Genomic DNA, 20,465 nt, shown 5'->3' with positions numbered 1-20,465 from the left:
AAATGACATGGCGGCTTTAGATAAAAGCTTACCTTTGGAATATCAATCCGAACAAAGCAGATTGAATATCCTAGGATTCTGGATTTTTCTTGGGGCTGAAATTATGCTGTTCGCAACACTTTTCGCCTCTTATCTAGTCCTTGCTGGTCGTACGGCAGATGGCCCAACACCAGCGCAACTGTTTGAACTTAAAACGCTTTTAATTCAAACATTACTACTTTTAACAAGTAGTTTCACATGTGGTATCGTAATTCACGAAATGCGTAAGCACAACCAAAAAGCGATGCTTGGATGGTTCGTCCTTACATTACTTTTAGGTGCAGGTTTCCTATTCTTCGAGATTGAAGAATTCATTATGTATATTGGTGAAGGTGCAACAATTCAAACAAGTGCCTTCTTATCTGGATTCTTCGTTCTTCTTGGAACGCATGGAGCCCACGTAACAGGCGGTATCATTTGGGCAATTTGTGTTATTATCCAAATTTTAAAACGAGGTTTAACACCAGTTACAGCTCGTAAAGTATTCATTATCAGCTTATACTGGCATTTCCTCGATCTTGTTTGGGTCTTTATTTACACACTAGTTTACTTGAACGGGATGGTGGCGTAAATGGGTCAAAATAACAACCAAGCAAACGGACATGCGCATAGCGGATTCCCTTGGTCACACGTTTTCGGATTTATTTTATCGCTTGCATTAACGTTCCTAGCGTTATACGTGGCACTTTACACAACATTGCCACTTTCAACAGTCCTAACAACTATTATCATAATGGCTGTTGCGCAAGCGTTGTTACAATTAATTATGTTCATGCATTTAAAAGAAGGAGAAGGAAGAGTTCAAATTCTTACAATGATATACAGTTTCTTCGTTGCAACTGCAACAGTTGGTTTAACTGTATGGATCTTCTTCTCAATGTAATGTACATGAAAAAGACTGCTGAGATTCCTCAGCAGTCTTTTTTTATCCCCCCCTATTACATCCACATTACGGAATTAACAGCATAATCATGAAAAATATACTTATTATGACAAATGTTAAGAAAAGTCTTTCTTTATGAAATCGAATCCATATGCGTTGCTTTTCTACCTATTATATGGCTAAATAGGTACTATATTTATTTGAAGGGAGAGAACGCAATGGAACATCATACTTCTGTTCTATCACTTATGGTTGTCGTTGCAATCGCGTTTTTCGTTCCCCTTTTGTTACAACGCTTTAAATTAAAAGCACTTCCTGTGGTCGTTGCAGAAATTATTGCAGGAATCTTTGTAGGTAAAAGTGGGTTTAATATTATTGAGCCAGATATATGGCTTCAAGTTTTATCAACATTAGGATTTATCTTCCTTATGTTCTTAAGCGGTTTAGAAATTGATTTTTCTATCTTTAAACAAAAAGGGAAAAAGAATACGACAAACGAGCCAAATACATTTCAAGCAGCAAGCATTATCTTCTTATTTATTTTCATCTTGTCTTATGCCCTATCATTACTATTCGTATGGCTAGGATTCGTAGATAATGCAATGTTCATGACTTTAATTATTTCAACTATTTCTTTAGGTGTTGTTGTACCAACATTAAAAGAGAACAACCTAGGAAAAACTGCAATCGGACAAATCATTTTATTAGTTGCTGTTATTGCAGACTTAGTTACAATGATTTTACTCGCTGTTTTTGTCGGATTAAATTCCGAAAGCGGTCAGAGTATGTGGCTCTTACTTATTCTATTCGGTGCCGGTATTGTCATTTACTTTATTGCAAAACGCTTTAAAAACATTCCATACTTAGATAGTTTAAAAGCTGGTAGTGTACAAATTGATACACGAGCTGTTTTTGCACTCATTTTAATCTTAGTTGGGTTATCGGAATCTGTTGGAGCAGAAAATATTTTAGGCGCCTTCTTAGCAGGTGTACTTGTATCGTTATTATCACCAAATGAAGATATGGTGGAAAAACTTGATTCTATCGGCTATGGTTTCTTCATCCCTATTTTCTTCGTAATGGTTGGTGTAAATCTAGAGGTGTGGTCTATTTTCAAAGAACCTTCTAGCATGCTAATGATTCCAATCTTAATTGTAGGACTCTTTATTTCGAAACTCTTACCATCACTCGTCTTAAGAAAATGGTATCCACGTAATATCGTACTTGGAAGTGCAATCTTATTAACATCGACACTTTCTCTAGTTATTGCGGCTGCACAAATTGGTGAAAAACTGGAGATCATCAGTCCAAGTTTATCTGCCTCTCTTATTTTAAGCGCAGTTATTACTTGTATTTTTGCACCTATATTGTTTAAAAAAATGTTCCCAAAAGTAGAAACACCAAAACCAAAAGTAGCTATTATTGGCGCCAGCAGAATTACCCTTCCGTTATCACTAGATTTAAAACGAGAAGATTATGACGTAACGCTATATATGATGCGTCAAAACAAAATAAATGATGAAGAAGCGAAATCACATGACTTCCCTATCGTGAAATTAGATGACATCACAATCGCATCATTAACTGAACAAACAGCATTTGATGCAGATCGCGTCGTTGTTGCAACAAGCGATGATGAACAAAACTTATTATTGGCAGAACATGCAAAAGAGCTAGGTGTTGAACATGTTATTGCAAGTGTAGAAGATCCACTTCTACAAGAAAAAGCAACGCAAGAACATATCGCTGTATTCTCAACAATTAACTCTACACGTATTTTATTACGTGCACTTATTGATAAACCTAGTCTCGTTCGCTTAATTACAACAGCAAACGAAACAGTACGTGAAGTTGAACTGCGCAGCAATAAATATAACGGCGTTGCGCTTCGCCGCCTCCCGTTTTTAGGTGATGTACTTGTCATTCAAATCTACCGCGGTAACAAAGCATTAATACCACATGGTGATACAAGACTACAACACGGTGACACATTACTTGTAACAGGTTCAAAAGAACATATCGATACACTAAAAAACATATTAGAGTAAAAAAATGCCCCTCACATAATTGAGGGGCATTTTTTTAACTTCATATGGTAAAATGTTACTATCACATATTATGAGGATGGATCACATTATGTCTATTGTAACTTTAGCTCTTTTATTATTAGCAGAAATACTCGTTGCCATTATTCTCATCGGTGTTAGTATTGAGATTTGTAGTTACGGATGGAAAAAATCGAATGGAATAAAATATTCTTGCCTCCTACTTTCACTCCTTCTCGGAACTGCTAGCATACTCGGACTTCTCGCCGCACCTGCTTATTTCTTTATACAATTAACAGAAAAAGCCTTATAAGAAAGGATGTTAATATGATTATCGTGAAAAATATTGAGGGATCTGAAACTTACGTATTACGTCAAAAAATTTTACGCCCCAATCAAACATTAGCAGATTGTAAATATCCTTCCGATTATGAAACAGACACCTTCCACTTAGGCGCATTTATAAACGATGAACTAATTAGTATCGCTTCCTTCTCAAAAGAAATATATCCTGACCTACCAGCCGGTATTCATTATCGTCTACGAGGAATGGCCACATTACCTGAGTTTCGAAACAACCACGCTGGAAGCTCCTTAATTCAGAATGCAGAACAAATCTTACAAGAGCGTCAAGCAAATATGTTATGGTGTAATGGCCGAATTACTGTAGCTGACTATTACAAGCGCTTAGGCTTTCAGGAACATGGTGAAATTTTTGAAATTGAACCAATTGGCCTTCATAAAGTTTTGTATAAAAAGATATAAGAAAAGCTTTCCTCAATACGGGAAAGCCTTTCTTATATTTCAATCTTCTCTTTTTATTTTTTTCATATATATGTATATAAACAAACTAGGAACTAAAAAACAAGCAAACATAATAAGTCCTGTCATACTAATTTCCTTTATCGAAATATCTGGTGTTACAACGATACAAATAGCTAAAATCCCAATAATAATACCCACTGGAATGAATAATAGCTTCATAAAATAACGACGCGACACTCCGCCCGTATGCTCATACACTTCCACTGAATTTTTCAGATTTAAAAAGTTAATAATTATTATCCCGCCCATAAATACCATTAATAAATCTGAAACACTTTCATATCCTGCCCCTTGCAAGACATAGCGGTAAAAGACGATAGCTAGTATGACGATGTTTTGTAAGATGAAAGCTAATCTAATATGTTTTAACCCTTCAATCATTAAACGTTCATCTTTCACGATTTTCATCCTACCACTCCTTTTCCTCCCAAAATAAATCATTCAACGTTTTATCTACTGCATAACAAATTTTTAAACATAAATCTAAAGATGGATTGTATTTCCCCTTCTCAATTAAACTAATCGTTTGCCTTGTAACGCCTACTTTTTCTGCTAATTGTTGCTGTGTTAAATCTAACTGAACACGTGCGACTTTTATTTTACTTACAGCCATTCATGTTCCTCCTCTATCTATATTGTAACATATATATTCCATTAAGTAATTTATATTTTACGAAACCAATTAAGTTTTCATCTTATCCCGATTGGTGCGGGCTAATACACAGTGAGGATATCCTACTGCCCATAGTTTCACTTTATTATACACAAAAAGGGAGCCTCCCATAAGAAGGCCCTCTCCTATATTTATATTATAAGAATAAATGACATCCAAATAAGAATGCAAATAAGTATAGTAATGGATGTACTTCCATCCCTTTACCCTTCACAATTTTCAAGACTGGATATACTAAAAATCCAATTGCGATTCCATTTGCAATACTAGATGTTAACGGAATACCTATAAAAATTAAAAATGCTGGTAACGCATCTTCAAATTCATTCCAATTAATATCTCGAATGCTTTGTGCCATTAAACTACCTACTATAATTAATGAAGGAGCTGTAATAGCGGCTACACTTGATAAAGAAGCAATAACAGGACTAAAAAATGCCGTTATAATTGTTAGACCAACAACTACAATCCCTGTTAATCCAGTTTTACCACCTGCAGCAATACCTGCTGATGATTCAATCGTCGCTGCTGTTGGGCTTGTTCCAAAGATAGAACCTGTAGTCCCGCCAATTGCATCTGCAATAAACGCTTTACCAAAACGCTTCTCTGTATTGTCTGTAATTAAACCTGCTTGTTTAATTAAACCGAGTAATGCACCTGTTGTATCGAATAAAAGTACAAGTAAAAATGAAAATACAACGCCGTATAATCCGTATTCAATTACATCTGAAAAGGCATTGATTGGGTTTGAAACGATGATACCCTCTGGTAAATGAGGCATCGCCATAATTTTATCAGCAAACTTCAATTGCCCTGTAAAGAAGGCAATAATTCCTGTCACAATCATACTAATAAATAATGCACCGCTCACACGCAATGTCATTAATACCGCCGCTAATATTAAACCAATTAAAGTTAAAATAACAGCTGGAGAATGAAAATCACCAATCGTAACTAAATTAGACGGATGATCCACGATAATTCCAGAAAGGCGCAATCCAATAAAAGCAATAAATAGTCCAATTCCACCTGCAATTGCATGCTTTAAACTATCAGGAATTGCTAAAATTAACTTTTGCCTAAACGAAGTAAAAGATAATAAAAGAAAAATAATCCCCGTTACAAATACAGCTGAAAAGGCAACTACATATGTAATCCCTTCTGCCTTCTGTACAACAGAATAAGCAAAATATGCATTCATTCCCATAGCTGGAGCAATAACAATCGGGTAATTCGCGAAAATCGCCATACCTACTGTTCCAACAACGGTTGCAATAATTGTTGCTGTAAACGCTTGGTCAAATGGTACACCTGCATCAGATAATATTTTTGGATTGATGACAAGAATATACGCAAATGTAAAAAAAGTTGTGATGCCAGCTAAAAACTCTTGCTTCACAGAAGTGTTATATTTTTGTAATTGAAACATGCTTATGTACCCTTCCTACACCTGAATTATTATCACACATTCTTTTTCTTACTAGTATGTGAGAAAATATAATACTTAATCTTAACAATCAATAAAAAGAAGAGTCAATATATTCCCTAATAGTTCGAATTTTAAGTTTAAGTCTGACAAGTACAGATGTAGTACAGTTCATTATGATTATTTTTGTAGCATAACAGATAGAAATGTTTTATAATTTGAAATAGTTAAATATTTAGTAAACGCATTCAAATATCGTTCACTCTACAAGGGGGATTCTTCTTATGCAGCACACAAACAAATCTGGAACTTTAAATCGTGGTTTAAAAGAACGACATATTACTTTAATGTCACTGGGCTCAGCTATTGGCGTTGGGCTATTTTTAGGATCCGCTTCCGCCATTAAACTAGCAGGTCCTTCTATTTTGCTAGGCTATATGATTGCCGGTCTCGTTATTTTTTTCATTATGCGAGCGCTTGGGGAAATGGCAATTGAACAACCTGTTGCTGGTTCTTTTAGTAAATATGCATATGATTATATTGGACCACTCGCTGGTTATATTACTGGTTGGAATTACTGGTTCTTATGGGTTGTTACTTGTATGGCTGAAATTACAGCAGCTGGCATTTACATGCAGTACTGGTTCCCTGATATCCCGCGCTGGACTTGGGCATTACTTGCTCTATTATTAATGAGCGCTTTTAACTTCTTATCGGTAAAAGTATTTGGAGAACTTGAGTTTTGGTTTGCTCTCATTAAAATTGTCACAATTATCTGTATGATAGTAGTCGGAGCTGGTATTATTTTATTCGGATTCGGAAACGGTGGTATCGCTACTGGTATTTCAAATCTTTGGTCACATGGTGGCTGGTTCCCAAATGGATTTTCTGGGTTACTACTCTCCATGCAGATGGTACTATTCGCTTATTTAGGCGTTGAATTAATCGGTGTTACAGCTGGTGAGGCTCAAAATCCGAAGAAAACACTCGCAAAGGCAATTGATAACGTATTTTGGAGAATTCTACTCTTTTACGTTGGGGCATTATTCGTTATGATGGCAATTTATCCATGGAACGAACTTGGTGAGAAAGGCAGTCCATTTGTATTAACATTCCAGCAAATTGGTATCGCAAAAGCAGCAGGTATTATTAACTTTGTCGTATTAACAGCAGCTCTTTCTTCTTGTAACGGTGGTTTATTTAGTACAGGCCGTATGCTATATACATTAGCTCAGCAGAAAAAAGCTCCTGAAAGATTTGGTCGTTTAAATAAAAATGGCATTCCAAGCCAAGGAATTGTAGCAACTGCTATCGTTTTACTCATTGGTGTTATATTAAACTATCTCGTACCTGCAAAGGTATTTACATGGCTTACTAGCATTTCAACTTTCGGCGCAATTTGGACTTGGGGCATTATATTAGTTGCTCAAATTAAATTCCGTAAAAGCTTGCCTACTCAAAATAAACAAAGGTTATCGTATAAAATGCCTTTATACCCATTAAGCTCATATTTCTCACTCGTTTTCCTTATATTAGTATTAGGTATAATGGCGTATTCAGAAGATACACGAATTGCATTGATTGTTGGCCCAATTTGGCTTATCGGCTTAGCAATCGTATATTACATGAAAGGGTTTCATAAGATTGATGAAACACCTAACTCAAAAATTAGTTAAGCAAAACATCCCTTCCTTATTACTTGGAAGGGATGTTTTTATATCTATATAAATATTTCTCAACATAATTCACGGTATTTTTACAATCTTTTAATATTTTTTATGTTTTCCGTCTTTATTTTTACAGAAAAATAAATTACATTATTAAAGCACATATATTTATTATTAGGGGGATTCTTCTATGAAGAATAAAAAATGGATTACATTTTCTTTAGCAACAGCAATTACACTAAGTATAGGGACCTCGTTCATACCGTCTACTTATGCCGAAAGCTCTGTAGACCCAGCTCCTGAAATTGCTGCAAAAGTTGTGAATCAAAACAATGGGAAGAAAGTATTATTTGATAATACACACGGTCAAACTGCTGGGACAGCTGACTGGGTTATTGACGGCGGCTTTTCTGACTTCGGAAACGGCATTGCAAAAAACGGATATCACGTAAAGGAACTTCGTAAATCAACACCTATTACGTACGAAGATTTAAAAGATTACAATGTATTTATCGTTCCAGAAGCTAATATTCCTTACAAAAAATCTGAGCAGGACGCTATGTTACAATATGTAAAAAATGGTGGTAGTATCTTCTTTATTGCTGATCATTACAATGCAGATCGTAATAAAAATCGCTGGGACTCTTCTGAAGTATTTAATGGATATAGACGCGGTGCTTGGGATAATCCAGCAAAAGGAATGTCTAATGAAGAAACAAATTCACAAGCTATGCAAGGAGTAGAAAGCTCTGATTGGCTCTCTGACAACTTCGGTATTCGCTTCCGCTACAATGCACTTGGTGATGTTTCAGCGAAAACAATTGTATCGCCTGAACAATCTTTCGGAATTACAAAAGGTGTTTCGTCTGTAGCAATGCATGCTGGTTCTACTCTGGCAATTACAAATCCAAAACTAGCAAAAGGACTTGTTTACCTTCCAGAAAATCCATCAAAATGGAATAACGCTGTTGATAGCGGCGTTTATAATGGCGGTGGTATTGCAGAAGGCCCATATGCTGCAATTGCAAAAGTAGGACTTGGAAAAGCTGCCTTTATTGGTGACTCTTCTCCTGTTGAAGATGCTACGCCAAAGTACGTTCGTGAAGATTCTGGCCAAACAAAGAAAACTTACGATGGTTATAAAGAAGAAAACGATGCTATCTTATTAGAAAACATCGTAAATTGGTTATCAAATAAAGAGACATTTACAAGTTTAGATCAAGTAAATGGTTTACAACTTGATTCACCTACAGCTCTACAAACATTTGAACAGCCAAGCTTATCAACAGAACCACAACCTGAACCTTGGAGTGCACCAAATGCAGGTTATCAATGGTTTAATACAAATACTTTTAAACCAGGTTCATACGGTTATAACGGTGCGGTAACAACAAGCGACTACGTCGTTACACACCCTAGCATTCTACCAAACAATGAAATTTTCCAAATGAAGATTCAAGTAAACAACTTACTACCTAATACAACTTATAACAACTATTCTTTAGGTATCTTCACTACTGGTGGAACACAAGTGGCTAAAGTACAAAATGCAAACGGCACTTGGCCATCTACTTTTGGATATAGTAGTGCATTTTCTTTCACAACAAACAGCTTAGGCTCTGCTGAGAAAGTTGTAAATGTACAGATTGATTCAAATACAATTGGACAAGCAACGCTTCGTCTACGCCAAAATACAACAACGAAATATAATGAAACTGTAACAATTAATAAGAAATAATAAAAGAGGCAATCCATACATGGATTGCCTTCTTCTCACTTCTCTTCCTTCGAGAAAAACATTCTTGAAATAACGATACCTATACTACCGACGATTAGGAATAACACTGCCCTAATCATCATCGATACCTCTGGTAAGTCAAGTAAGAATAACTTCCCTACCGTTACGACTAAAACGACTAAACCAGCATATAATATTTCATTCATATTTCTATTTCTTCCAAACCAAACCGCAAATAATGCATATACCATCCATAATAACGATACTGATACACTAATTACGCTTCCATCTGTAGATAAAACTTCACCGATTCTCGTAATTGTAATAAATACAATTATCATAAACCAATAGAGCACTATAGAATACATATATTTGCCGAAGCTCGCTAATACTTCTTTCGCTTCTCTCATGCAATAATAGAACGTTCCTATTAAAATAAGATGAGCAACAAAGCCTGCCGAAATAAATTGATCAAACGGGCTAAAAATAGTCTGTATCATTCCAATTGCGTAAACCGTCGCACTAACATACAATTTTATCTGTTGTTTTACTTTAATAGAAGTGACCATGCCGAGGAAACCTTGTAATAATAGTACAATCGCTGCATTCACTAAACTATACTCATATAAAATTGCTAAACTAAATGCTCCCATTGCGAAACCAAATAAGAGATTTGTAAATGTAGAATGTCTATTTTTCCTATATTCAAATACGAACATAGCGGCATGCACGATTGCACTAATAATTAATCCCCATGTTGTAAAATCATGTATTTTTGAAATAGCTAGTATAAAGAACACTGCATTTGCACTAAATATCGCCAAACGTGGTTCTAGTATAAAACTTCTCTCCGTAAACATATGCCAAAATAATAGTAAATGAATCAAACCATATACAATCGTTAACTGTACTTGCAAGTTCTCTACTAACATTGACATAACAGCAAAGAAAACGAAAAGGACAATGGCAGCAACAGCGTAAGAAATCATATATAAGTATTTATAACGATTTTTCAACGCATACCATAATAAACTAAGTGTTAATACTGTCTCATATCCAAAGAAAATATAAGGATTAGGAGTCGTACTATTTAACAAGAATGGTACGAAGAACGCTCCGACCGCTACGAAAATAGTGAGATATTCCGATTGATATCTTTTCGCTAAATAAATACCTAAAATAACCCATGCAATATTACAGAGAAACGCGACACTTGCCGGAATAAATCCATATAAATAATGTGCTGCAAACGTTGTTAGAACAATCCCGGTAATACTTCCTCCAGCTAATACTAACCCTAACGCCTGCCGCTCTCTTTTAATTTGAATATCTCCTATATAATACAATCCGATAGATAATACGATACCAAACACAATTCGTATCGCTGGTGTTAATAAGCCAGCATCTACCCCTGCTTTAAATAACCAGATCACTCCAAGCAACATAATACCGACAAATACACGCGGTAACCATGTTTGACAAAACTTAATAATATTAAATGGCTCTGGTTTAAAAGCAGATATATCTACTTGTTTTACCTGACGTTCTTGCAAAGGCTCTTTTATCTTAACTATTTCTTCTTTTGGCTTTTCCTCCATTACTGTTTCAATATATTCTTTCTTGTTCTTACTAACATGTTGCTGAGCGTTTTCTACTTCTATTTCCCTTTGCTTCACTTTTAATTCAGCAAGTGCTTCTTGAATTGTTTCAATTGCCGTTTCGAGTGCTTCTATTTTCTTATCCAAATCCTTATTCATACGCTCCCCCCTCATTTGTAACTCTCATTAAACCTATATATTACCAATTATCTTTATCATACTCCTAGTCTATTCATTTTCAATAGTATTTTTTCCAAAAAAAGAAAGGCGTCTTCCAAAATCGGAAAACACCTTTTTACTCAGTTATTCTTATTTAAAACAATGCTAACGATGAAACCAAGACACATGCCTACAATAGCTGGAACAATCCACCCAACACCTTCTGTATAAAACGGAATGTATTTTAATGCTGACGTCCACTGATTCATCATTACATTTTTATTTAAAATATCAATTGCACTAAATATCGCTACAACCAAAACAGTTACTGCATATACGTATGCATACTTTCCAATATACTGATGGAATAACCCTAGAATAATAAGCGTTAACGCAATTGGATAAATAAATCCAAGAATTGGTACTGATACTTTTAAAATTTGCGTTAACCCTAAATTAGCTAAGATCATACTAACAACGCTTACTATAAATGCCCACAATTTATAAGATACTTTCGGAAATGCACTCGCAAAAAATTGACTACAAGACGTAACAAGTCCAATTGAAACACATAAACACGCGATAGTAAAAATAAGACCTAATAAAACGACTCCGCCCTGTCCAAATAATGTAATCATAACTTGTGCTAACACTTTCGCACCGTTATCGAATGTTCCTAATGAGCCACTAATTGCCCCCACATATCCAAGGATGACATAAATAATCGATAATAATAATCCTGCCCCAATGCCAGCAATACTCATATATTTCGCTAAACCTTTATCATCTTCAATACCCTTTGCACGTAATGCATTTGCAATAACAATTCCAAAGATTAAAGCAGCTAACGCATCCATTGTTAAATATCCATCTAAAAACCCTTGAAACATAGGAGCTTGTCCATAATTCCCCGCAGCCTCTTTCACGCCACCTACTGATGTAAACATACTTTTTATAAAAATAATGGCAATCATACATAATAATAATGGTGTTAAAACTTTCCCAAACAAACCCATTAACTTAGATGGTGATAAACTTAACCAATAAACAATACTAAAGAAAATAACTGTATAAAACAATAATACTCCGCTTCCTGCTTCAGGGAATAACTGACCTGGCCCCATTTCAAAAGCTAAACTTCCCGCACGTGGTATACCAAGCCCAGGTCCAATAAATACATACACGATACATGGAAAAATAATTGCAAATGAAGAATGAACCCTACCCGCTAACGTTTGAAAACTTCCTGCTTTTGCAATGGAGATAACACCTAATATAGGAAGACCTGTTGCTGATATAATAAATCCTACTAATGAAATCCAAACATGTTCTCCTGCTTCATATCCAAGGAAAGGTGGAAATATCAGATTCCCTGCTCCAAAGAACATAGAGAATAACATAAGGCTAATAAGTAAAATTTCTTTTTTCTGTAACAATTTCATTTCTTTCTCCTTCTTTAATTTCATCTTTTATGAAATCAATTTCACATATAAAAAGTACAATAACCCGCTTCCTTACAAAGAAAACATAGTCCATAGTCTATCACAAAAGAAACACCCATTCTATAGCTATTCCTCTTTTCCAATTTCTTCTGAAAAATCAACCTTTATTGACTTATAATAGTTAATAAGGTAAAATATTAAATGTACAAAATTATTAACTTTGTTTTTGTTTGTGTCAGGAGGAAAATAACATGGAATCAGCGATACAACTAGAAAGAGAACAACAAAGAAAAAAGAAACATCCTCCAGGTTTATACTTACTCTTCTTTACAGAAATGTGGGAAAGATTTAGTTACTATGGATTACGAGGATTATTAACATTATATTTAACGACAGCTTTAGTAAGCGGTGGTCTTGGGTTTAGTCCCGCATGGGCACTCTCTATTTACGGATTTTATACTGGAGCCTGTTATTTCACACCAATGATTGGTGGCTACTTAACAGACCGTTTTCTAGGTAGACGAAAAGCAATCACAATTGGTGGTATAACAATGGCAATCGGTAACCTTACACTATTTGCCTTGCAAAACCAATTAGGCCTATACCTCGGATTAGCGCTTATTATTATAGGTAACGGATTCTTCAAACCGAACATCTCTACACTGGTTGGAGAATTATACGAAGAGAACGATCCAAAACGTGATAGTGCATTTACCATTTTCTATATGGGTATTAACGTCGGGTCATTTTTAGCTCCACTCGTTTGCGGATTTTTATCAGAAAATTTATTCAAAACAACAGTTGATGGCGTTGTACATTACGGATTCCGTTACGGTTTCTTAGCCGCTTCAATCGGAATGATCATTGGACAAATTTTATTTACAACACTATCAAATCGCTTCCTTGGTAATATCGGTAAAAAACCAACTCGTGATTTACAAACAGCTGCTGGACAACCATCAGTAGGAGATACACCGTTAACAAAAAAAGAAAAACAACGTACCGCAGTTATCGTCATTTTAACATGCTTCGTTGTCTTCTTCTGGGCTGGCTTTGAACAAGCTGGTAGCTCATTAACATTATATACAAACAAATTTGTAGACCGCTCTGTGTTCGGATGGGAAGTTCCAACATCTTGGTTCCAATCGGTCAATCCATTATTTATTATTTTACTTGCTCCAGTCATTTCTGCATTATGGGCAAAACTTGCAACTCGCAAGCAGGGTGATTTAAAAATCCCAACTAAAATGGGACTTGGTATGATCTTACTCGGTATCGGTTATATCATTCTCGTTATCGCTACATTAAAAACAGGTAGTGATGAACATAACATTACAGAAAAAGCAAACTTACTGTTTATCGTCTTTACGTATCTTTTCCATACGTTAGGTGAGCTATTCTTATCACCTGTCGGACTATCAATGGTTAGTGCGCTTGCTCCGGTAAAATTAGCATCTTTATTAATGGGTGTATGGCTAGCAAGTTCAGGTATCGCCAACATTTTAGGCGGACAACTCGCAAGCTTCACAACTTCACTTGGATACGCTGAAGTATTCACAGTTATTGGCGCTGTGGCAATTGTATTAGGCTGTGTTTTATTATTAATTTCTAAGAAATTAGTGAAATGGATGGATTAAAAAAGATGAGGAATTTCTCCTCATCTTTTTTATGCTGTTTTACCTTTTTCTATTGCTTGTTCGTACAGCTCTTTATGTTCTTTATATTCACTTGGTACGAAACTCTTATAGAAGAATGAGAACCAGCTGTCTCCTTTTTTATACCCTTCTTCTCGAATTTCCGCTGCTTTTTTATTCGATTTAAATCCTTCAGTAAACCACTTCTTTAACAATTCATTTCGTTCATACTTAGCAGGAACTTTTAAATCATAGTTTTCAAATGCATACTTATAGCCAGCCTTTTCTACTGCCTTTTTTGTAGACTTATAGCCTTTTTCATACGCTGTTTCATATGCCTTCACGTATACTTCTTTCTCTCTATTTTCAGGATTCTTTTCAGCTAGTTCTTTCCCTGTCTTTTCCCCTAATTCAGCTTGCTCTTTTTCAATTTTTTCTGTTCTTTCTTTATTCCCTACTTTGAACCCGTCTGCAAAGTTTACCTTAAACTCTGGAGCAACTTGACTATCGTCCATCGTCTCTTGTGCTAAACCTTGTTCTTTTCCTTTTTCAAAATGCGTTTTCTTCTGCTCTTCTAAAGACCATGCGGCTGCATAAGTCGCTTTAAACGCTTGTTTATATGCATCAGATTTTCCAGCTACATGCACTTCTGCATCATTTTTTCCTGCTTTAAAATCAGTTTCTCCATTCTTTTGACCTTCAAGTTGACCTTTTTCCATATCAGCTTGGCGCTGCGCTTTCTCTTGCTTACGTGCCTCTTCAGCTTTTCTTTGTTCCTCGGCTACACGTTGTCTCTCTTCTTCAGCTTTACGCTGTGCTTCTGCAGCACGTTGTTTTTCAGCCTCAGTATTGCGCTGTGCTTCTGCTTGTCTCTCAGCTTCTACAGCACTATTATTATTCTGACTAGGAGCTGGGCTCGTTGCGCCACTACTAGAAGCTGGTTTATTGTGATAATGATATTCCCCGTACTGTAATCCCCACTTCTCACAATTTGTACGACATGTATGTCCGCCATTAGCATCTGTACGCCCTGGATGCGCATAAGCTGAAATTGGAGCTACCAATAACGCTATACTCGTTGTTAAAAGAAGTTTCTTCACCTGTTGTCTCACTCTTGTTCCTCCCAAAATATAGAATTCTAACTTTATTATACATAAATAGAAGAATACTTAAATACGAACCGAAATATTCTATTATTTCTCAACATTAGTAAAAAAGAAGGTGAACTCTTTAAAGAGTTCACCTTCTTTTTTACTTCTTCGCCTTCGTTCCTACTAAATCACCAGCAACAACATAACGCTTAGAATTATCCTTTACAGATACACATGTAATAAGCGTTATCTCATCTTTCCCATGATCCTCTACAACTTCCCACTTATCAGGAGTCACTTCAGATACACCAGTAACCGCATACTCATATTCATTTTCATTGTCATACAAATAAATTTTATCGCCTTTTTTCAAAGAAGCTATATCACTAAATAAAACACCTTTTTTAGACATATTATGTCCTGCTAATGCGTAATTTCCTTTTCCCATAACTTGATTCTCTTTTACTGTCGCTGCACCTGATAATAAGTTTTTTTCAGTAGAAGCTTTTAAAACAGGCAGTTCTACTGAAACACTTGGAATCGAAATACGACCAATTACTTGTTTCTTATCTAATGATGCATTCGCTACTTCCGCCAAGTCTGGTTGATTAATTTTGGAAGCATCTACAAATTCCGTCTCATGCTTTTCATAATCCATCTTTTGAACAGCCTGCACATTTTCAGTCTGTTTCTTTTCAGCCTGATATCCATCATAAAATGGCTTTCCAATTAACACGCCACCTACAACAAATAGCAGAATTGCTACTATACTATAAATTCTTTGCTTATTCATACACAGTTCCTTTCCCTTACAAAATCTTACTCTATATAAAATGATAAAATAATATCGTCATATGTACAAGTATTAGCTGAAAAGAAACCTTCTTGCCGGTGCAAGAAGGTTTCTTTTTAAGCTAATTTATTTCTGTATAGTGATACGTGAAATACTGTCATTTGAATAAAGAAAATAGAAAATAGAATATATAATGGGTATCCAGGAAGATATTCATTAATAATAGGCGAAAAAGTTAAAAATCCAACTGCACAAGGTAACACAAACCATAACGATACAAATGTTGTTCGGCAAGCTTTATCCGTAATCGCTTTTTCACGTTCATCTTCTAGCGGAAATAATAATGGATACATCCAAAAAGATAAATTCTTATATTTTTTCTTTTGAATTCTATAAAAAATTGTAACTATAATTGCTCCAATAAATAATAAAATGAATGGTACTCCATTAAACCATACTTCAAATGGGAATTTCTCGTTTTTAATTATATCTGCTAACTCTGTAATAACACTATAAAATTCAACAAATGTCCAACATGCTAGTGCAGTATAGAGTACATTTATAATATAAGAAAAAACAATTCTATTCATCCTCTTCTCCCTCCTTATTTAAAACAAACACATCTTCCATCTTTAACTGGAACACATCACAAATCGTAAGTGCTAATAACAACGAAGGAACGTAATCCCCTTTTTCAATTGCTGCAATTGTTTGTCTCGTTACTCCAACCTTTTCTGCTAATACGCTTTGCGTAAAGTTAAAACGAGCTCTTAATTCTTTTACTCTGTTTAAAATGGTCAAATTTACCACCTCTCACCATTATTGTATGCTATTCTTAACAAAATGTAAACTCAACTTAACATTATTATTATAAAAAAATCCAACTCTACGTATTGTAAAGTTGGATTACTTGTTAGTTTAAAATTGTAACTTTAACTGTTCTTCTGCCCCAGCTACTTGATGAACCTTTATCTGGCATTAAAACATCAATTCTATGCCCTTTAATAGCCCCACCAGTATCGGCTGCAATTGCTACTCCATAACCTTCAACATTTACAGTCTTACCTAATGGAATAACATTTGGATCTACAGCAATTAATTTCATTCCTGGGTTTGCAGTTAGATTATAACCTTTACCACCTGGTCCCCATGCAGAAAATACTTGTTGACCTGGTGCATAACCATTTTCCCCTGGATCAGCTGTATAAGCTGTAGCTTCTACATAAATTTCTTTCCCACCAGCAGTTGGCTTAAAAGATGGTTCAGGTTGTGCAGGTTTTGCAGGTTCTACCTTCGAATTATTATTAGCAACTGGTTCAGCTGGTTTACTAGCTTTTTCCTGCTTTTGCTTTTCAGCAATTTCTGCTTGTGCTTTCGCTAAAGCTTCTTGCTCTGCTTTTGCAGCTGCTTCTGCTTTTGCACGCTCTTCCGCTGCGATTCTTGCTGCTTCTTGCTCACGAGCAATCGTTTCTTGTACTGTCTTCATATTTGATTCAATTTTAGCTTTTTCTTCCGCTGCTAAATTAAGTTGACTTGCAACTTCATTATATTTAGCTTGAACTGTTTGTAAGTTATCTTGACGCTTTTTCAAGTTATCTTGCAGTTCAGCTTGCGCTTTTGCTAATTTTTGTTTGTCTACTACTAAAGATGCTTCTTTTTCGTCAATTGTTTTCTTATCTTCTTCAATTTGACGAAGATCTTGTTCTTGTAGACGTAAAATTTCTTTATCAGCTTCTAGAATAGTAGAAACTGCGTTCATACGTTGTAAGAAGTCTGCAAAGTTTTTTGATTCTACTACAACTTCTACTACTAAACTTGTATTTGAACTGTTTTGAACAGAAACCATACGTTTTCTCATAATATCTTTACGAGCAAGGACTTTATCCTCCAAAACGACAATTTCTTGCTTTTTTTGCTCAATCTGCTTATGTGTTTCATCGATTTTACGTTGAATAGCAGCTTGATCCTCTTTATTTTTTGCAATTGTATTATTTAAATTATGTAGTTCGTTTTCAATACCTTTAATTTCTTTACTAACAGCTTGCTTCTCTTGCTCTTTCTTTTGCATTTCTGCATCGTTTTGTTGCAATTGCTGTTGCATGTTGTTAAGTTTCTCGTCGTTTGACTCTGCTTTAACAGCGACTGTACTAGAAAGACCGATAATTCCTGCTAATACTAGACAGCTGATTCGCTTAAAATAGTTCATAATCCGACTCCCTTCTTATACAGTTATACATGATTTATTTTACAGTTTGTTTACAAAACGATTAAATACAGTTTATTTTTCGTGACGAAAAAAAGAGAATTATGAATAAAATGTAATAGATTCTTAAATATTTAACAATTCCTATATTTAAAAAATACAAAAGATGCTAAAATCCAAATATAGAGAAAATATAACTTTCGAAGGCGGTTGAAATAAATACATGTTTACTCAAAAAAAATCACTCCAACATACAATTGCTCAATTACAAGAGCGTATACAAGAATTAGAAGCAGAATTAAAACAAAAAGATATCGAAAAGCAGGAGACTATTTCTACTATCCACGATCGTGTACAAAGCGTTATCCAAGAGCATCAACTTGTAAATAACCAACATAATACACTTCAAAATTTAGTTCAACAATTAAGTTCATGTTTCGAAAATGTTTCAACACGTACGACACATTCCAATGAGTTAAATAATGAAATGTTACAAAAGGAACAAAGCTTAATTCAGTCTATTGCAGAAATTATTGACTGCTCTAATGAAGGAAAAGAATCCGTTCACCGCTTACTTATTGTAATTAATAAATTAGGTGAACAATCTCAACGCACGTCTAATAGTATGAATCATCTAAGCGAACGCTCAAAGGAAATCGAGCAAATTGTAGAAGTCATTCAAAACATTGCAGCACAAACAAATTTACTTGCATTAAATGCGAGTATTGAAGCCGCACGTGCTGGAGAGCACGGTAAAGGATTCGCCGTCGTTGCCAATGAAGTAAGAAAACTAGCGGAAAGTACAGCAGAAAGTACAAAAAACATCGGCAACTTAACGAAAAAAATACAAGAAGAAATTGAAAAAGCATATGATAACACAAAAGATAATTTACATTTAGTCGATGAAGGTGTAGAAATGAGCGCCGATACAAATGCTAGAATTGAAAATATTTTAGTTATGATTCAAACGTTACAAAATGGTGCTACAAATGTTATTAAGGCTATCGAAAACCAAAAGTCTTGTAATGATGACATATTACGAGAATTCGCTAACACACAACAAATGTTCCAAAAATTAAATACTACTATTATGAATCATATTCATGATGCTGAAAAAGTCGATGTTCAATTATCTAAAAGTCTTCAAGGAACAGTGACTTCTTAATTAAAATTAAGAATCCCTTATACTGCTATAAGGGATTTTTATTTTATTTTGAATATTTATTTCTTTTCAATATTCATCCATATCTTTGTTATAATGGAAAAGTTGTTTCTTTCAACTAATAAACAAGGAGGTTATTATGGAACAATTTTACTACGTTTTAAAATATTTAATTCTCGGTCTGTTCCAAGGACTAACAGAACCAATTCCGATTTCTTCAAGTGGTCATCTCGTTTTAGCACAACATTTGCTAGGACTAAAAATAGAAGGGTTTAGCTTCGAACTACTTGTTAATTCAGCTTCATTATTAGCTGTATTACTTATTTATAGAAATGATTTAATTCGTCTAACGAAGAATGGTCTCTCTTATATATTTACAAGAGCAGAAGACGCAAAATCAGATTTCTTCTTTATTATTTATCTTGTTATTGCAACCATTCCAGCAGGTGTTATTGGTGTTTTATTTAAAGATTACATCGATCAGTACTTAAAAGGTGTGAAGATGGTTGGGATTTCCCTTCTTATTACTGCTGTCGGCCTTTGGATTATTAGAAATTTACGCGGTCGTAAAAATGATGGCGACCTTTCTATGAAAGATGCAATCATCGTCGGATTAGCACAAGCTTGTGCACTGATTCCCGGAATAAGCCGATCTGGTGCCACAATCGTAGCAGCAATGTTACTTGGTATGAAGCAAGAAACAGCTCTTCGCTTCTCATTCTTACTATACATTCCTGTTAGCTTAGGTGGCTTATTGTTAAGCATTACAGACATTGCAAATGACCCAAATCTAGACACATTATTCGTACCATATGTCGTTGCATTCATCGCAACATTTATCATGACGTATATTTCACTAAAATGGTTTATGAACATTATGGCAAAAGGAAATTTAAAATATTTCTCTTTCTATTGTATTATCGTAGGTGTACTTACTCTTATTTTCTTATAAAGTAAAACTTACAAATTAAAAGCGAGTCATCTAGTGTAATAGAATGACTCGCTTTTTTATACCTTTATTCAGTTAAAACCTATTATTTACTTATAATTTTCAGAATAGTATAATATTTATCGAGTTCACTATTAC

Annotated in this window: 19 protein-coding genes and 1 pseudogene; 10 read left to right on the top strand and 10 right to left on the bottom strand. The window is 34.9% G+C overall.

What is annotated here, in order from left to right:
• The first annotated feature begins 7 nt into the window (after window positions 1-7).
• The 5 genes from qoxC (at window position 8) to MKY21_RS03505 (ending at window position 3,732) form a co-directional block, all read left to right on the top strand.
• The gene (qoxC, locus tag MKY21_RS03525; RefSeq protein ID WP_000729317.1) at window positions 8-610 is read left to right on the top strand and encodes a cytochrome aa3 quinol oxidase subunit III; all 603 of its coding nucleotides are present in this window, start codon (window positions 8-10) and stop codon (window positions 608-610) included.
• Window positions 611-922 carry a cytochrome aa3 quinol oxidase subunit IV gene (gene qoxD, locus MKY21_RS03520; protein WP_000531386.1) on the top strand — a complete coding sequence of 104 codons (312 nt, stop codon included), beginning with the start codon at window positions 611-613 and terminating at the stop codon, window positions 920-922. It abuts the gene before it with no gap.
• A 218-nt stretch (window positions 923-1,140) separates the two neighbouring features.
• Window positions 1,141-2,970 (top strand): monovalent cation:proton antiporter family protein, encoded by a 1,830-nt coding sequence (locus tag MKY21_RS03515; RefSeq protein WP_000399960.1) that lies wholly within the window; start codon window positions 1,141-1,143, stop codon window positions 2,968-2,970.
• 52 nt (window positions 2,971-3,022) lie between these two features.
• Window positions 3,023-3,280 (top strand): DUF4022 family protein, encoded by a 258-nt coding sequence (locus MKY21_RS03510; protein ID WP_044129536.1) that lies wholly within the window; start codon window positions 3,023-3,025, stop codon window positions 3,278-3,280.
• Window positions 3,281-3,294: 14 nt separating this feature from the next.
• Window positions 3,295-3,732, top strand: coding sequence for a GNAT family N-acetyltransferase (locus tag MKY21_RS03505; protein WP_000587679.1), 438 nt, complete (start codon window positions 3,295-3,297; stop codon window positions 3,730-3,732).
• Between the two features lie 39 nt (window positions 3,733-3,771).
• Here the strand turns inward: MKY21_RS03505 and MKY21_RS03500 are convergent, their stop codons facing one another.
• The 3 genes from MKY21_RS03500 to MKY21_RS03490 all read right to left on the bottom strand — a co-directional run bounded on the left by MKY21_RS03500 (window position 3,772) and on the right by MKY21_RS03490 (window position 5,894).
• Entirely contained in the window at window positions 3,772-4,200 is a 429-nt protein-coding gene (locus MKY21_RS03500) for a hypothetical protein (RefSeq protein ID WP_000706629.1), read from the bottom strand.
• Window position 4,201: 1 nt separating this feature from the next.
• Window positions 4,202-4,405, bottom strand: a complete 204-nt coding sequence (locus tag MKY21_RS03495) for a helix-turn-helix transcriptional regulator (protein WP_000301183.1) — start codon at window positions 4,403-4,405, stop codon at window positions 4,202-4,204.
• Between the two features lie 196 nt (window positions 4,406-4,601).
• Window positions 4,602-5,894 carry an NCS2 family permease gene (locus tag MKY21_RS03490; protein WP_016117177.1) on the bottom strand — a complete coding sequence of 431 codons (1,293 nt, stop codon included), beginning with the start codon at window positions 5,892-5,894 and terminating at the stop codon, window positions 4,602-4,604.
• Between the two features lie 281 nt (window positions 5,895-6,175).
• Between MKY21_RS03490 and MKY21_RS03485 the strand changes: the two genes are divergently transcribed.
• Window positions 6,176-7,567, top strand: coding sequence for an amino acid permease (locus MKY21_RS03485; RefSeq protein WP_001164898.1), 1,392 nt, complete (start codon window positions 6,176-6,178; stop codon window positions 7,565-7,567).
• Between the two features lie 181 nt (window positions 7,568-7,748).
• Window positions 7,749-9,296, top strand: a complete 1,548-nt coding sequence (locus MKY21_RS03480) for a hypothetical protein (RefSeq protein WP_000791510.1) — start codon at window positions 7,749-7,751, stop codon at window positions 9,294-9,296.
• Window positions 9,297-9,331: 35 nt separating this feature from the next.
• Here MKY21_RS03480 and MKY21_RS03475 read toward each other — a convergent pair whose 3' ends face one another.
• The gene (locus MKY21_RS03475) at window positions 9,332-11,053 is read right to left on the bottom strand and encodes a DUF2339 domain-containing protein (protein WP_086391919.1); all 1,722 of its coding nucleotides are present in this window, start codon (window positions 11,051-11,053) and stop codon (window positions 9,332-9,334) included.
• A gap of 140 nt (window positions 11,054-11,193) precedes the next feature.
• Window positions 11,194-12,495: a branched-chain amino acid transport system II carrier protein BrnQ1 gene (gene brnQ1, locus MKY21_RS03470; RefSeq protein WP_044797159.1), complete on the bottom strand. Its 1,302-nt coding sequence runs from the start codon at window positions 12,493-12,495 to the stop codon at window positions 11,194-11,196.
• 251 nt (window positions 12,496-12,746) lie between these two features.
• On the opposite strand from brnQ1, the gene MKY21_RS03465 reads away from it, so the two are divergent.
• On the top strand, window positions 12,747-14,132 hold the full coding sequence (locus MKY21_RS03465; RefSeq protein WP_000443143.1) for a peptide MFS transporter: 1,386 nt from the start codon (window positions 12,747-12,749) through the stop codon (window positions 14,130-14,132).
• Window positions 14,133-14,161: 29 nt separating this feature from the next.
• Here MKY21_RS03465 and MKY21_RS03460 read toward each other — a convergent pair whose 3' ends face one another.
• The 5 genes from MKY21_RS03460 to MKY21_RS03440 all read right to left on the bottom strand — a co-directional run bounded on the left by MKY21_RS03460 (window position 14,162) and on the right by MKY21_RS03440 (window position 18,219).
• A complete protein-coding gene (locus MKY21_RS03460) occupies window positions 14,162-15,241 on the bottom strand; it encodes a YHYH domain-containing protein (protein ID WP_341075433.1) in 1,080 nt (359 codons plus the stop codon).
• A 139-nt stretch (window positions 15,242-15,380) separates the two neighbouring features.
• Complete coding sequence (locus MKY21_RS03455) at window positions 15,381-16,013, bottom strand: class A sortase (RefSeq protein WP_001041724.1); 633 nt, start codon at window positions 16,011-16,013, stop codon at window positions 15,381-15,383.
• 116 nt (window positions 16,014-16,129) lie between these two features.
• Window positions 16,130-16,603, bottom strand: coding sequence for a hypothetical protein (locus MKY21_RS03450; protein ID WP_001080043.1), 474 nt, complete (start codon window positions 16,601-16,603; stop codon window positions 16,130-16,132).
• A complete protein-coding gene (locus tag MKY21_RS03445) occupies window positions 16,596-16,814 on the bottom strand; it encodes a helix-turn-helix transcriptional regulator (protein WP_000154019.1) in 219 nt (72 codons plus the stop codon). Before MKY21_RS03445 ends, MKY21_RS03450 begins: the two co-directional genes overlap by 8 nt.
• Before the next feature lie 112 nt (window positions 16,815-16,926).
• On the bottom strand, window positions 16,927-18,219 hold the full coding sequence (locus tag MKY21_RS03440; RefSeq protein WP_109140738.1) for a 3D domain-containing protein: 1,293 nt from the start codon (window positions 18,217-18,219) through the stop codon (window positions 16,927-16,929).
• A 661-nt stretch (window positions 18,220-18,880) separates the two neighbouring features.
• Here MKY21_RS03440 and MKY21_RS31130 point away from each other — a divergent pair.
• Window positions 18,881-19,381 (top strand): annotated as a pseudogene (locus tag MKY21_RS31130) (methyl-accepting chemotaxis protein); the annotation flags it as partial.
• A 136-nt stretch (window positions 19,382-19,517) separates the two neighbouring features.
• A complete protein-coding gene (locus MKY21_RS03430; protein ID WP_000434794.1) occupies window positions 19,518-20,330 on the top strand; it encodes an undecaprenyl-diphosphate phosphatase in 813 nt (270 codons plus the stop codon).
• The last annotated feature ends 135 nt before the right edge of the window (window positions 20,331-20,465 follow it).

Source organism: Bacillus sp. FSL R9-9497, assembly GCF_038005805.1.
Lineage (GTDB): Bacteria > Bacillota > Bacilli > Bacillales > Bacillaceae_G > Bacillus_A > Bacillus_A cereus.
Note: the sequence above shows the minus strand (reverse complement) of the source record. Positions and strands in the feature narration are given on the sequence as shown.

Coding starts and splice junctions, on each gene's coding strand:
- MKY21_RS03430 (WP_000434794.1), top strand. CDS start 19,518: ATGGAACAATTTTACTACGTTTTAAAATATTTAATTCTCGGTCTGTTC.
- MKY21_RS03440 (WP_109140738.1), bottom strand. CDS start 18,219: ATGAACTATTTTAAGCGAATCAGCTGTCTAGTATTAGCAGGAATTATC.
- MKY21_RS03490 (WP_016117177.1), bottom strand. CDS start 5,894: ATGTTTCAATTACAAAAATATAACACTTCTGTGAAGCAAGAGTTTTTA.
- MKY21_RS03450 (WP_001080043.1), bottom strand. CDS start 16,603: ATGAATAGAATTGTTTTTTCTTATATTATAAATGTACTCTATACTGCA.
- MKY21_RS03455 (WP_001041724.1), bottom strand. CDS start 16,013: ATGAATAAGCAAAGAATTTATAGTATAGTAGCAATTCTGCTATTTGTT.
- MKY21_RS03475 (WP_086391919.1), bottom strand. CDS start 11,053: ATGAATAAGGATTTGGATAAGAAAATAGAAGCACTCGAAACGGCAATT.
- MKY21_RS03505 (WP_000587679.1), top strand. CDS start 3,295: ATGATTATCGTGAAAAATATTGAGGGATCTGAAACTTACGTATTACGT.
- brnQ1 (WP_044797159.1), bottom strand. CDS start 12,495: ATGAAATTGTTACAGAAAAAAGAAATTTTACTTATTAGCCTTATGTTA.
- MKY21_RS03480 (WP_000791510.1), top strand. CDS start 7,749: ATGAAGAATAAAAAATGGATTACATTTTCTTTAGCAACAGCAATTACA.
- MKY21_RS03495 (WP_000301183.1), bottom strand. CDS start 4,405: ATGGCTGTAAGTAAAATAAAAGTCGCACGTGTTCAGTTAGATTTAACA.
- MKY21_RS03500 (WP_000706629.1), bottom strand. CDS start 4,200: ATGAAAATCGTGAAAGATGAACGTTTAATGATTGAAGGGTTAAAACAT.
- qoxD (WP_000531386.1), top strand. CDS start 611: ATGGGTCAAAATAACAACCAAGCAAACGGACATGCGCATAGCGGATTC.
- MKY21_RS03465 (WP_000443143.1), top strand. CDS start 12,747: ATGGAATCAGCGATACAACTAGAAAGAGAACAACAAAGAAAAAAGAAA.
- MKY21_RS03515 (WP_000399960.1), top strand. CDS start 1,141: ATGGAACATCATACTTCTGTTCTATCACTTATGGTTGTCGTTGCAATC.
- MKY21_RS03510 (WP_044129536.1), top strand. CDS start 3,023: ATGTTACTATCACATATTATGAGGATGGATCACATTATGTCTATTGTA.
- qoxC (WP_000729317.1), top strand. CDS start 8: ATGGCGGCTTTAGATAAAAGCTTACCTTTGGAATATCAATCCGAACAA.
- MKY21_RS03485 (WP_001164898.1), top strand. CDS start 6,176: ATGCAGCACACAAACAAATCTGGAACTTTAAATCGTGGTTTAAAAGAA.